This is a genomic window from Exiguobacterium sp. s91 (assembly GCF_018618915.1).
Classification (GTDB): Bacteria; Bacillota; Bacilli; order Exiguobacteriales; family Exiguobacteriaceae; genus Exiguobacterium_A; species Exiguobacterium_A abrahamii.
Window position 1 is genome coordinate 1,087,746 of the sequence record NZ_JACSMZ010000001.1, and the last position, 13,880, is coordinate 1,101,625.

Here is a 13,880-nt window from a genome sequence, read left to right on the forward strand (position 1 = left end):
TCTTAACAGAGGTTCTAACGAAGGGGAGTCGAACAATCATGTTATCTAAACAACAGACGGAAGAATTCAAGCAACGGTTATTAAAGGAAAAAGAAAAGACGACATCAAACATCGAACAACGCGATACCGACTACGATGAAGGTGAATTGTCGAGTTACGATAATCATCCTGCCGATTCCGGCGATGAATTGTTCTTGCGGGAACGCGATCAAGCAATCACGGACATGCAAGAGGATATGCTCTCTGATGTGGACCGTGCCCTAAAAGCGATCGAGGACGGAACGTATGGCATTTGTAAGGTCTGTGGAAAAGAGATTGAGATTGAACGTCTTGATATCATTCCGGAAACGTTATTATGCATCGAGCATGCAAAAGAAGAAGCAGAACAAAACGAGAACGATCCCAATTCGCGACCAAGCGAAGAAGACGTACTGGATCCATCTGTCACAGCCCGCGGCAAAGACATCGACGGTGATACGGACGGATTCTCGAAAGTGAGTGACTTTGGTAGTTCTGATACACCGTCTGACCAAGAAGACGGAATTGACCCGACACGGTCTTGACCGGCAAAACATCTCCCGAAAATGGAGATGTTTTTTTTCTCGAAAAAAATCACAAATATTTACCGGAATTTTTTGACTTTTCATATAATTTTGGTACGATGGTATCGAGAGGGCTGTTTTTAGCCTATATTAAAATGTAAGCGCATACAAGCATCCGTCTCACTGCTTGACCATTTTAGTTGAGGGAGGAAATAAAGCATGATTTATGACATTCCGAACAAGCAAGGGTCAAAGGTACAGTACAAGGAACGGTATGAAAATTACATCAATGGAAAGTGGACGGCACCTGTCGGGGGAGAATATTTTGATAATGTAACACCTGTTACCGGTAAAGTATTGTGTCAAGTCGCTCGTTCCGGTAAGGAAGACATCGAACTGGCTCTTGACGCAGCACATGCGGCAAAAGAAGCATGGGGGAAAACGTCTGTAACGGAACGCTCAAACATTTTAAATAAAATCGCGAATCGGATGGAAGAAAACCTCGAGATGCTCGCTTATGCAGAGACACTTGAGAACGGGAAAGCGGTCCGTGAGACACTCAACGCCGATCTACCGCTCGCGATCGATCACTTCCGTTATTTCGCGGGGGTCATCCGTGCCCAAGAAGGTTCGGTCGGTGAACTCGACCAAGATACGGTCGCGTATCACTTCCATGAGCCACTTGGCGTCGTTGGTCAAATCATTCCGTGGAACTTCCCACTCTTGATGGCTGTCTGGAAACTAGCGCCAGCACTCGCGGCAGGGAACTGCGTCGTCTTAAAACCGGCAGAACAAACACCAGCGAGCATCATGGTACTCGTTGAGCTCATTGAGGATTTACTCCCACCGGGTGTTCTTAACATCGTCAACGGTTTTGGTCTTGAAGCAGGGAAACCGCTCGCTTCAAGCAAACGAATCGCAAAAATCGCCTTTACGGGAGAGACGACGACAGGACGTTTGATCATGCAGTACGCATCGCAAAACTTGATTCCGGTCACCCTCGAGCTCGGTGGGAAATCACCGAACATCTTCTTTGAGGATATCATGCAGGCAGACGATGCTTTCTTTGATAAAGCAATCGAAGGATTACTGATGTTCGCGTTGAATCAAGGAGAAGTCTGTACGTGTCCGTCGCGTGCCTTGATTCAAGAATCGATTTACGAGCCGTTCATGGAACGTGTTCTTGAGCGCGTTAAAGCCATCAAGATCGGAAATCCTCTTGATTCGGACGTCATGATGGGTGCTCAAGCTTCGAACGAACAGATGGAGAAAATTCTTTCATATCTTGAAATCGGTAAGTCGGAAGGCGCAGAATGTCTCATCGGTGGGGAACGCAACATGCTTGAAGGGGATCTCGCAGAAGGATATTACATCCAACCAACGATCTTCAAAGGACACAATAAGATGCGAATCTTCCAAGAGGAAATTTTCGGACCGGTCTTGTCGGTTACGACATTCAAGACGGAAGAAGAAGCGCTCGAAATTGCGAATGATACGTTATATGGTCTTGGTGCCGGCGTCTGGACACGTGATATGAACCGTGCTTATCGGTTTGGGCGTGCGATCGAAGCAGGACGCGTCTGGACGAACTGTTATCACCAATATCCAGCTCACGCGGCGTTTGGTGGTTACAAAATGTCAGGGATCGGACGTGAAAACCATAAGATGATGCTCAACCATTACCAACGGACGAAAAACCTACTCGTTAGCTACAACCCGAATAAACTCGGTTTCTTCTAAGTCGGAAAGGACGTGGATGCAAATGGTGGAACGTGTTCAGGCGACAGCAGCTTGTCTAGAGTTAATCGACCAGTTGAGAGAAAAACACGGTCCGTTGATGTTTCATCAATCTGGTGGTTGTTGCGATGGCAGTTCCCCGATGTGTTTTGCGCAGGGTGATCTATTCCTGGGAGATCAGGATAAAAAACTGGGAGAGATCGGTGGTTGTCCGTTTTATATTCATGAAGATCAATATGAGTACTGGAAACATACGCAACTCATCATTGATGTCGTGGATGGTCGAGGCGGAATGTTCTCTCTTGAAGGTGTCGAAGGGAAACGTTTTTTGACACGCTCCCGTGCGTTCACGCAAGAGGAATACGCTGAACTATCAGCATCAAGCTAATGAAAAATCAAACACGGTTTCGTCGAGGTGACTTGTTCATTCAGGTCGCTTGTACGGAATCGTGTTTTTTTGTTCGTATCACGACGTTCGAACAGGATAAAAGTTGGTAATGCGGCATAAGAACGGTATAATGAACTCATATTTTGACGAGAAGATAGTTTCACACTATGACATTATAGGGGGTCACCATGAAATATCCATTTTTAGGTTGGACAGGTCAAACGATCGGAGTGACGGCGCCCTCCTCCGGATTACGTGAACAGCAACAGGAATGGGTCGAACGAGCAGTTGAACAGGTACAAGCACGGCAAATGAACGTCCGTTTAGGTGAAACGATTTGGTCGCATCAACTTGCTGAGAGTGCACCGGTCAAACAACGGGCGGAGGAATTGAATCACATGATGACGGATGAGACGATTGATGCCGTCATCCCGCCATTTGGTGGGGAACGCGCCATTGATCTTTTACCCGAGTTGACGCTAGCTACTTACCAAACAAAATGGTTGCTTGGCTATTCCGATATCAGTACGTTATTGCTCAGTCTGACGCTTCAGACGGGGATTGCAACAGCACATGGTCCGAATTTCGTTGAGCTTCGAAGTGAAGAATGGGACGAGACGACAAGTGCCTGGCGACGGGTGCTCGCGACGCCAACTGGAGGAACCGTCACACAGTGGGCTTCCGATCGTTATCAACCCGAGTGGACTGATGAAGAACGTCCAGCAGGTTCGTTATTTCAGCTAACGGAAGCGACGGAATGGAAAGCACTTGATGAGCGAACCGAGGTGACCGGACGGTTACTTGGTGGATGTCTGGAGACGATTCGCCATCTGATTGGGACACCGTATGGAGATGTGCAGCGTTTCCAGCGTGAAGAAATCAACGGAGAACCGATACTCTGGTACTTCGAGGTGTCTGAAGCGAATTCGGCAGAGGTGCACCGGACACTGCGACAAATGGTGTATGCTGGGTGGTTCGACCATGCGGCTGGCTTTTTATTCGGGCGCACGTCTGCAAGAATTACAGAAGACCTAACATGGCTAGACGTGTATCAATATCTAGCGGATGAGACGGGCTTACCAGTCTTATACGATCTTGACATCGGTCATCAGCCGCCACAGTTGACGTTAATCAATGGAGCGACGGGTACGGTTCGTATTCAAGGAAAAGATTCACGAATCGATCTGACGTTCAACTAAAAAGGAGAGCACGCAATGGCACGTCGTAAGTTTCAAGCACTAGGCGTTTATAAACGCGTCCATATCAACCCGGAGACCCGTCGAATGACGTTACCGGAACCATTTTACGATGCACTTCGTCTAGAAGATGAATTGCTGATTGCACAAGTCGGAGATGTTCTCGTCATGCGACGTCCGGGGGAGGTCGTCGAGACAGAAACGGAATTATTGAGCGAACTCGTAGAAGATGGATTCACGGGTACAGAGCTTGTCCAGGAATTTGCCTACCGGCGTCAGCAACAAGAACAACGATTACGTCAACAAGTCTTGCAGGATGAAGAGGATGACCATGCTGCTCAACTGAAGATCGAGCTATAACGGAAAGAAGGAGTGGGGCAGATGCGTCGCAGAACAAAAATTGGAATCGGAGTCATCGGATCCGGATTAGTAGCAGCGAGTTATTATTTTTATGAGATGGCAATCGCCACGAATCCAAAGCCATTCTTATCGAATAATCGAGATTTAAGTGACGAGATGGTCCGATTGATGCAACCTGGTCAGACGTGGATCAAGGAGCAACCGCTTGAGCGGATCGAGATTGAAGCGAAAGACGGTTTAACGTTACGCGGGCATTTTCTTCCGTCACCTGTTCCGTCAGATCGGATCGTCATTCTCGTGCACGGGTACGGAGGTGTCGGAACGGATTTAGCCGGATTCGCCTATCTGTACCATCAGGCCGGTTTCCATGTCATGATGCCCGATAATCGTGGACACGGGATGAGTGACGGTCACTATATCGGATTCGGATGGCATGACCGGGAAGATTGTCTCAGTTGGTCGAACTATCTGATTGAACGGATCGGACAAGAGGCGAAACTATTCCTGCATGGCGTATCGATGGGAGGGGCGACCGTATTGATGACGAGTGGCGAACAACTCCCGCCACAAATCAAAGGAATCATTTCTGATTGTGCCTATACGTCCGTCAATGCAGTCCTTGCGTATCAGATGAAGCGGATGTACCGTCTACCTCACTTCCCGTTTTTAGGGATGACGAGTGTATTGACGAAGCTAAAGGCAGGTTATACGTTCCGTGAAGCATCTGCGCTGAAACAGGTCAAAAAGGCACAAGTACCAATTTTGTTCATCCATGGTGGGGCGGATACATTCGTACCGACAGACATGGTGTATGAGCTGTATGAAGCTTGTCCGACGGAAAAAGAGCTCGTCGTTATTCCGAATGCCGCTCACGCGATGGCCTATTTTGAGGATCCAGCATTGTATGATGATGTCGTCGAGAAGTTCGTACGTAACATCTTGCGAAATGATTGACAACTCAGTTCTTTACCCGCTATATTAATATCATAAATCAACGTCGTCGTGGCGGAACTGGTAGACGCGCTAGACTCAGAATCTAGTGGTGGCAACACCGTGGAGGTTCAAGTCCTCTCGGCGGCATAAATGATTGAAGGAGGCAATCCCAGCAAGGGATTGCCTCCTTTTTTGTTGCTGAATAGAAAACGATTACAACGAATAAAAATTCAGAAAAGTTTATCTTTTTAGAATTTTTCTGGTAAAATACGTTTTAAAGAGGGTACTCTTCAGGGAAAGTACTAAGTAGAGTTAACAATCTTTAACACATAGGAGAGGGGAAACAAACATGAAAAAAGGGAGTATCTTGTTAGCGCTCTTGATGAGCTGTGTTCTCGTACTTGGTGCATGTAGCATCGGTTCGAAAGAAGAAGAGTCGTCAGAAGGAAAAACGTACAAGGTCGGCATTGACGTCACGTATCCACCATTCGAATATAAAGACGGGGATACGTACAAAGGAATCGACATCGATCTCATGAAAGCAATCGCGAAGGATCAGAACTTCAAGATTCAATTTGAAGCGATGGACTTTAGCGGTATCATTCCGGCACTTCAAGCAAATCAATTGGACGTTGCCATTGCCGGTATGAGTATTACGCCAGAACGGAAGAAAGTCGTTACATTCTCAGATCCATACTTCAAAGCTGGTCTTATCCTAGTCGTCAAAGAAGATGAGAATGGTATTAAATCCGTCAACGATTTAAAAGGGAAAAAAGTAGCCGTCAAAAAGGGAACGACGGGTGCGAAATATGCAACGGATAACGCAGACAAACTGGGATTCACGGTCACACAGTTCAATGACAGTCCAGCGATGTTCCAAGAAGTGAAGAACGGTAACGCAGCAGCCTTGATTGAAGATTATCCTGTCATCTCATATGCAAACAAACAACAAAACCTTGGATTAAAACTTGTCGGAGACCGTCTCAACGGGGACAACTACGGAATCGCTGTCTTAAAAGGTGAGAACGAGGATCTGATGAAGAAAATCAACAAAGGACTTGCGAATCTGAAAGAAAACGGTGAATACGATAAAATCGTTGACACGTATCTGAAATAAGTCGCAAGGCGATAAGGGAGTGGGATAGCCAATGGAAGTGGTCAAAACCGCATTTCCATTTTTCTTGGAAGGGCTTCAAGTCACATTGTATATTTTCATCATCGCGGTCATCGTCGGCTTTCTGATTGGCTTAGTCGTCGCATTGATGCGGTTATCACCATCAAAAATCTTAAACGGGATCGCGATCGTCTATATTGATGTCATTCGCGGAACGCCGTTCATCGTTCAGTTATTCTTCATCTATTTTGGACTCAATTCGCTCGAATGGTTATCGATGGACCGGATGTATGCAGGGATACTGACGGTCGCAATCAATGCCGGTGCTTATTTTGCGGAGATCATTCGAGCTGGTATCCAGTCGATTGATAAAGGACAAACAGAAGCTGCACGTTCACTCGGGATGACAGGGCGTCAAACGATGGTACAGATCATCTTACCGCAAGCATTCCGGCGGATGTTACCAACGATTACAAACCAATCGATCATCAGCTTAAAAGATACATCGTTGTTGTCGATTATCGGAATCGCTGACTTGACGCAACAAGGTCAAGTGCAGCAGTCAACGACGTTTGAACCATTCATCGTCTGGTCCGTCGTCGGATTGATGTACTTCGTCATCATTTATCTCTTGTCCTTAGTGGCGAAGTTCTTGGAACGGAGGTTTACATTACGATGAGTATCATTGAAGTTAAGAACTTAAAAAAATCCTTCGGTTCGAATGAAGTCTTAAAAGACATCAACGTCTCGATTGCCGAAAAAGAAGTCGTTTGTGTCATCGGTCCGTCGGGATCTGGGAAAAGTACGTTTTTACGCTGTTTGAATCGATTGGAAGAGATCACGGGTGGTACGGTCATCGTCGATAATTTCGACATCACGAGTCCAAAGGTCGATATCAATAAAGTCCGGGAAGAGGTCGGAATGGTCTTTCAACATTTTAATCTCTTCCCGCATAAGACCGTGCTTGAGAACGTTACGCTTGCACCGATCAAAGTGCGCAAATCGGATAAAGAACAGGCTAAACAGCGGGCGCTTGAACTCCTCGATAAAGTCGGATTACGGGAAAAAGCCGATAATTATCCAGGTGAATTATCTGGGGGGCAAAAACAGCGGGTCGCAATTGCCCGCGCGCTTGCAATGAATCCGAAAATCATGTTATTTGATGAGCCGACGTCAGCGCTCGACCCGGAAATGGTCGGTGACGTGCTTGCCGTCATGAAACAACTTGCCCTTGAAGGCATGACGATGGTCGTCGTGACCCATGAGATGGGATTTGCTCGTGAGGTCGGAGATCGCGTCTTATTCATGGATGGTGGCTATATCGTCGAAGAGAACGTACCACAAGCATTGTTTGATTCTCCACAACACGAACGGACGCAATCGTTCCTTAGTAAAGTCTTATGATGGAACCGGCGTATCTAACTGCGGATACGCCGGTTTTTTAACGAATCATAAATAACTGACTAAGTGCTCATAAGAAAAACTTATACATTTAAGCGTGAGAATTTGGGAATTCGAAATGCACACACAGGAAAAGAGTAGTAATATAGTAACGAAGGCACTTTCATGGAAGAATGACACGATCATTCCTTCTCATGACGTTCAGCGTTTCATTCATGCAATTCCTTTTGAAAGCGCTAACAGGTAGAGGGCTGGAAACACATCGACTATCCACTGGATGTGTGGGGAGAAATATAGAAACGGGGGGAACCGTACATGGCAGGCCACGAGCAAGATCAACAAGCATTCTATGGACCAAACCTTGGCTACATCATTGAATTGTACGAGCGTTTTTTAGAAGACAAGACATCCGTTGATGAGGAGACACGTGCTTATTTCGAAGAGCATGGTGCACCCGTGACGGAACCAGTCGTACCGATGCAAGTCGAGACAGGAGATTTCGAAAAATATCTTGCGGCGAATCGTTTAGCGGAACAAATTCGTGCAAAAGGACATCTTGCGGCGGATATCTATCCGCTGAAGGACCATCCGCGAGAAATAGGACTATTCGAATTGAGTCAGTACGGATTAACAGAGGCAGATCTTCGAAAAATGCCAGTCTCACTCGTCTGTCCTGAACCACCAACTGGTGTACAGGACGCGTTTGAAGGCATTGAACACTTAAAGGCGCAGTACACGGGAGCAGCCGCAGTTGAGTTCCAGCATGTCGACGATCTCGATGAAAAGAAATGGCTTCGTCAGAAAATCGAGCAAGGTGCTTTGACAGCGACGCTAGACGCTGAACAAAAGAAACAGTTGTTCAAACGCTTAGCTGAAACGGATCTCTTCGAAAAATACTTGCACAAAACATACGTCGGTCAAAAACGCTTCTCGATTGAAGGACTTGACGCGATGGTGCCGTTGCTCGACACGATCGTCGGACACCTCATCTCGAACGGGTCGGAGACGATCAATATCGGAATGGCACACCGTGGACGGTTGAATGTTTTGGCTCACGTACTCGGGAAGCCATATGAAATGATCTTTGCTGAGTTCCAGCATGCACCGAACCACGACCTCGTACCATCTGAAGGTTCGATTGGGATCACGTATGGTTGGACGGGCGACGTGAAGTATCACCTCGGGTTAAATCGAAAACTCGAGCAAGAGACACGTAACGTGCGGATGACGCTTGCGAACAATCCGTCGCACCTTGAGTTCGTCGACCCAGTCGTCGAAGGCTTCACACGTGCGGCACAAGATGATCGCTCACAAAAAGGGGCACCACGTCAAGAGCAAGCAGCAGCAGCTGCGATCCTCATTCATGGGGATGCAGCGTTCCCAGGTCAAGGAATTGTGGCTGAAACTTTGAATTTAGCGAATCTCAAAGGATATAACACCGGCGGAACGATTCATATCATCGCGAACAACACGATCGGCTTCACGACGGAGCCGACGGACTCCCGTTCGACGCGTTACTCGAGTGATCTTGCCAAAGGATACGAGATCCCAGTCTTCCACGTCAACGCGGATGAGCCGGAAAGCTGTCTCGCAGTCGCTTTGCTCGCGAGCGAGTACCGGGCAACGTTTAAGAAGGATGTCATGATTGATTTAATCGGATATCGTCGTTTTGGTCATAACGAAATGGATGAACCGATGAATACGAACCCGGTCTTATACGATTTGATTCATAAACATGATCCAATTCGTGTCTTGTACGGGAAAACGCTTGTCGCGAACGGGGATGCGACAGCTGACGAAATTCAATCGATTGAAACGTCGATCAATGATCAAATGAAAGCGGCTCGTGAAAAAGTACCGAACGTCGAGAAAGAGTATGGTGGGGTCATGCCGGACGTCGTCTTTAAAGGCGTTCCGACGATTGAGACAGGAGTCTCGATTGAAACATTGACGGCGTACAACGAAGAATTGTTACAGTGGCCGGATGGCTTCCAAGTGTTCCATAAACTTGAGAAGGTCCTGAAGCGACGGACGGATGCGTTCTCGACAAAGAACGGAATTGACTGGGGACATGCCGAAACATTGGCGTTTGCTTCGATTCTCTCAGATGGAACACCAATCCGCTTGAGCGGTCAAGATTCTGAACGAGGAACGTTCGCACAACGGAACATTAATCTTCATGATGTGAAAACAGGAGAAGGCTTCTCGCCACTTCATGCCTTATCAACGGCAACTGCATCATTCTCGGTCTACAACAGTCCGTTGTCTGAAGCAGGTGTACTTGGTTTTGAATACGGTTATAACGTCTTCGCTCCGGAAACGCTCGTATTATGGGAAGCGCAATATGGGGACTTTGCTAACTCAGGTCAAGTCATCTTCGACCAGTTCATCTCAGCTAGCCGAGCGAAATGGGGACAAACATCAGGTCTCGTCATGTTGCTTCCGCATGGTTATGAAGGGCAAGGACCAGAACACTCGAGTGGTCGTTTAGAACGCTTCTTGACGTTATCGGGTGAGAAAAACTGGACAGTCGCGAACGTATCGAGTGCTGCCCAGTACTTCCACTTATTGCGCCGACAAGCAGCGATACTTGGAAAAGAGGAAGTCCGACCGCTCGTCGTCATGACGCCGAAGAGTCTCTTGCGTCATCCGCTTGCAACATCGGATGTTTCTGAGTTGACGGAAGGTAGTTTCCATCGTGTCATCGAACAATCAGGGCTCGGAGAAGCACCAGATCGTGTCAAACGTCTTGTGTTCTGTTCTGGTAAGATGGCAATCGACCTAGCTGAAGCCGTTTCGAAATCAGATGAGAATCTCGATTGGCTACAAATCGTCCGGGTCGAGGAGTTGTATCCATTCCCGGCAAAAGCCTTAAAAGAAGTCATCGCGCGCTATGAATCCGTCGAAGAGATGGTCTGGGTGCAAGAAGAACCGAAAAACATGGGGGCGTGGTCCTTCATGGAACCTCGACTTGAGACAGTCGCACCGAATGGTATCCAAACGGTCCGTTACATCGGTCGTCGTCGTCGTTCCAGTACAGCAGAAGGTGACCCGTCAGGTCATAAAGTAGAGCAGGCACGTATCATCAATGATGCACTCACAGCGACTGCTTCTATTCCAACAGCACCATCACATGTATCAAATCACACATCATAACTTAAGATAGAATCGAGTCATAGGGGGAGAATACGATGGAAATCAAAGTACCAGAACTTGCCGAATCAATTACAGAAGGAACGGTGGCGTCTTGGTTAAAACAACCAGGTGATCACGTGGAAAAAGGGGAAGCCATCGTTGAGCTCGAGACAGATAAGGTCAACATCGAAGTACCGTCAGATGAAGCTGGTACGTTGACGGAGGTGATGGCTGCTGAAGGAGATACAGTCCGCGTCGGGGAAACGATTGCTGTCATCTCTGCTGGTGGCGAGGCTCCAAAACCGGCTGCGGTAGAAACAGTACAAGAAACTCCAAAAGAGACACCTAAAGCAGAAGAAAAAGCGGAACAACCGGTGGCTGCAGCAGCGACTGAAAGTACATCTGTTGCGGATCGTCCGATTGCTTCACCTGCTGCCCGTAAACTGGCTCGTGAAAAAGGAATTGATTTAGCACAAGTGGCAACGCAAGATCCGCTCGGTCGGATTCGCGTGCAAGACGTCGCGACGTTTGAAGTAGCACCACGTGAGCAAGCAAAACCGGCTCCTACGAAACCTGCTACACCGGCACCAGCACCAGCAGCCGCTCCTGGGAAACCGGAAGAGCGAATCAAGATGTCACGCCGTCGTAAGACAATCGCGAACCGACTCGTTGAAGTTCAACAAACGGCAGCAATGTTGACGACATTCAATGAGATCGATATGTCAGCGGTCATGGCACTGCGTAAACGTCGCCAAGAGAAATTCGTGAAGGAAAACGAAGTCAAGCTCGGCTTCATGTCATTCTTTACGAAAGCAGCAGTCGCAGCACTTAAAAAGATGCCATATTTGAATGCTGAGATTCAAGGCGATGAAATCGTCCTCAAAAAATTCTATGATATCGGTATTGCCGTTTCAGCACCAGACGGTCTCGTCGTTCCGGTCGTTCGTGATGCGGATAAGAAGAACTTCGCTGAGATTGAAAAAGACATCATTCAACTAGCGGTCAAGGCGCGTGATAATAAACTCGGTCTATCTGATTTGACGGGTGGTACGTTCACGATCACGAATGGTGGTACGTTCGGTTCACTCATGTCGACACCGATCTTAAACGGTCCACAAGTCGCGATTCTCGGAATGCACGCAATCAACTTGCGTCCTGTAGCGATTGATGCTGAACGCATGGAAAACCGTCCGATGATGTATGTCGCACTCTCTTATGATCACCGAATCGTTGATGGAAAAGAAGCCGTTACTTTCTTGAAGCACATTAAAGATCTCCTTGAAGATCCAGAGTCATTGATTTTCGAAGCGTAACCATAAAAAGACCCGTTTTAGATGCGGGTCTTTTTTTGTTGATATCACTTTGTCATCAAATCACGAAACGACATTTACGTCTTCTCTATATCAGCTTCATACAAACGATATAGGATAAGTGTTGTAAGAATATTTCAAGGGGGAATTGATTATGTTGAAACAATTTGGATTGACGATGGTAGCAGGAGCCGTATTAAGCACAGGGCTTCCGACAGAAGATGTCAGCGCACAATCAAAAGGCAAATCGTTACTTGATCCAAATCGAATCGTCAATGTTGCTCACCGTGGAGCTTCTGGGTACGCGCCAGAGCATACGATGCCAGCTTATGCAATGGGACATAAGACATTCAAAGCAGATTACATCGAAATTGATTTACAGATGACGAAAGACGGTCAATTGATTGCGATGCACGATGAAACGGTTGATCGGACGACGAACGGAACAGGTGCCGTCAAAGATAAAACGCTTGCTGAAATCAAGAAACTTGATGCTGGTAGCTGGTTTAATGAAGCGAACCCGACGCTTGCGAAAAAGTCATATGTCGGTCTGAAAGTACCGACGCTTCAAGAAGTCTTGAGTAAGTATGGGAAGCATGCGAATTACTATATCGAGACGAAATCACCGGAAGTGTATCCCGGAATGGAACAGAAATTGCTCGACGTACTAAAGCAGAACGGATTGTCGAGTAACAAGGTCAAACCAGGACAAGTCTTGATTCAGTCGTTTAGTGAAGCGAGTCTTCAAAAAGTCAGAGCCATCGACCCGAACGTCCCACTGGTTCAGTTGATGGAAGCAAATGAAGTCAAGGCTTTGACGGATGATCGATTAACCGCAATCCGTCAGTATGCAGTCGGTGTTGGTCCTTCCTACAAAGCATTGACACGTGAAAACGTCTCAGCGATTCGGACTCATGATTTGTTACTTCACCCGTATACTGTGAATGAAAAAGCGGATATGGTTCGTATGCTCGACTATGGTGTCACAGGAGTCTTCACGAACTATGCCGACCGTTTTAATGATGTCGTGAAAGGACTATACAAAAAATAAAGTAAGGACGACACAGGACTATTTCTTCTTTCGAACAGGAAAGAAGAAATAGTTTTTTTGTTTTTAAAACTCGTATTTTAAATCCAATATTTCATTCCATACGTAAACCAAATAGAGGTTTATCAGAATTTCGAATCATGAGACAAAACAATGTAGTCAGTTTCGTATTTCATGGTACGATAACAGTGCAGTTTTGGGAAGGAATGGAGTGAGGATCGTGAGAATTACACAGTATACGGATTATGGATTACGTGTGTTGATGTATCTCGGAGTGCACCGGGATGTCATCACACCAATGCCGCAGATTGCAAATCATTATGGCATCTCATCCAACCATTTAATGAAGGTGACACAACAATTAGCGAAACTTGGCTATGTCGAATCAACAAGAGGTCGGTCAGGCGGACTCCGTTTGATTCGTGATCCAAAAGACATCAACATCGGGAAAGTCGTTCGGGAAATGGAACCGATGGATATCGTTGAGTGTTTTGGAAGCAACGGTCATTGTGTCATCGAACCAGGATGCCGTCTAAAAGGTGTGCTCGGACGAGCGCTTCGAGCTTTTATCCGGGAATTGGAACAGCATACATTAGAAGAATTGTTAGATAATCGTGATGAGTTGGCGCTCTTGTTTGCTGCCTCATCTTTACAGCGTTCCTAATCAAAAAACCCTCGTTTCCGTGAATGGAAGCGAGGGTTTTGTCATATCGATA

13 protein-coding genes and 1 tRNA gene are annotated in these 13,880 nt (G+C 46.8%); all 14 read left to right on the forward strand.

All coding sequences use genetic code 11. The annotated features are described in order from the left end of the window. Positions 1-38: 38 nt before the first annotated feature. Positions 39-563, forward strand: coding sequence for a TraR/DksA C4-type zinc finger protein (locus KNQ06_RS05400; RefSeq protein WP_023468557.1), 525 nt, complete (start codon positions 39-41; stop codon positions 561-563). A 198-nt stretch (positions 564-761) separates the two neighbouring features. After that, positions 762-2,282 (forward strand): aldehyde dehydrogenase, encoded by a 1,521-nt coding sequence (gene adh, locus KNQ06_RS05405; protein WP_023468556.1) that lies wholly within the window; start codon positions 762-764, stop codon positions 2,280-2,282. Positions 2,283-2,304: 22 nt separating this feature from the next. Then, positions 2,305-2,667: a DUF779 domain-containing protein gene (locus KNQ06_RS05410; protein ID WP_023468555.1), complete on the forward strand. Its 363-nt coding sequence runs from the start codon at positions 2,305-2,307 to the stop codon at positions 2,665-2,667. A 188-nt stretch (positions 2,668-2,855) separates the two neighbouring features. Further along, positions 2,856-3,866 carry a S66 family peptidase gene (locus KNQ06_RS05415; protein WP_215147485.1) on the forward strand — a complete coding sequence of 337 codons (1,011 nt, stop codon included), beginning with the start codon at positions 2,856-2,858 and terminating at the stop codon, positions 3,864-3,866. Between the two features lie 15 nt (positions 3,867-3,881). After that, positions 3,882-4,223, forward strand: a complete 342-nt coding sequence (locus tag KNQ06_RS05420; protein ID WP_050678281.1) for a hypothetical protein — start codon at positions 3,882-3,884, stop codon at positions 4,221-4,223. A 21-nt stretch (positions 4,224-4,244) separates the two neighbouring features. Then, positions 4,245-5,177: an alpha/beta hydrolase gene (locus tag KNQ06_RS05425; protein WP_055968447.1), complete on the forward strand. Its 933-nt coding sequence runs from the start codon at positions 4,245-4,247 to the stop codon at positions 5,175-5,177. A gap of 42 nt (positions 5,178-5,219) precedes the next feature. Beyond that, positions 5,220-5,303, forward strand: a tRNA-Leu gene (locus KNQ06_RS05430). 202 nt (positions 5,304-5,505) lie between these two features. Continuing rightward, positions 5,506-6,273 carry a transporter substrate-binding domain-containing protein gene (locus KNQ06_RS05435; RefSeq protein ID WP_023468551.1) on the forward strand — a complete coding sequence of 256 codons (768 nt, stop codon included), beginning with the start codon at positions 5,506-5,508 and terminating at the stop codon, positions 6,271-6,273. A 31-nt stretch (positions 6,274-6,304) separates the two neighbouring features. Further along, on the forward strand, positions 6,305-6,949 hold the full coding sequence (locus KNQ06_RS05440) for an amino acid ABC transporter permease (protein ID WP_023468550.1): 645 nt from the start codon (positions 6,305-6,307) through the stop codon (positions 6,947-6,949). Next, positions 6,946-7,674 carry an amino acid ABC transporter ATP-binding protein gene (locus KNQ06_RS05445; protein ID WP_251133480.1) on the forward strand — a complete coding sequence of 243 codons (729 nt, stop codon included), beginning with the start codon at positions 6,946-6,948 and terminating at the stop codon, positions 7,672-7,674. Before KNQ06_RS05440 ends, KNQ06_RS05445 begins: the two co-directional genes overlap by 4 nt. Positions 7,675-7,986: 312 nt before the next feature. Further along, positions 7,987-10,827, forward strand: coding sequence for a 2-oxoglutarate dehydrogenase E1 component (locus KNQ06_RS05450; RefSeq protein ID WP_215147487.1), 2,841 nt, complete (start codon positions 7,987-7,989; stop codon positions 10,825-10,827). Between the two features lie 35 nt (positions 10,828-10,862). Beyond that, entirely contained in the window at positions 10,863-12,119 is a 1,257-nt protein-coding gene (gene odhB, locus KNQ06_RS05455) for a 2-oxoglutarate dehydrogenase complex dihydrolipoyllysine-residue succinyltransferase (protein ID WP_215147489.1), read from the forward strand. A gap of 151 nt (positions 12,120-12,270) precedes the next feature. Then, positions 12,271-13,167, forward strand: coding sequence for a glycerophosphodiester phosphodiesterase (locus KNQ06_RS05460; RefSeq protein ID WP_149427545.1), 897 nt, complete (start codon positions 12,271-12,273; stop codon positions 13,165-13,167). Positions 13,168-13,384: 217 nt separating this feature from the next. Continuing rightward, positions 13,385-13,828, forward strand: a complete 444-nt coding sequence (locus KNQ06_RS05465) for an Rrf2 family transcriptional regulator (protein ID WP_149427544.1) — start codon at positions 13,385-13,387, stop codon at positions 13,826-13,828. Positions 13,829-13,880 lie beyond the last annotated feature (52 nt).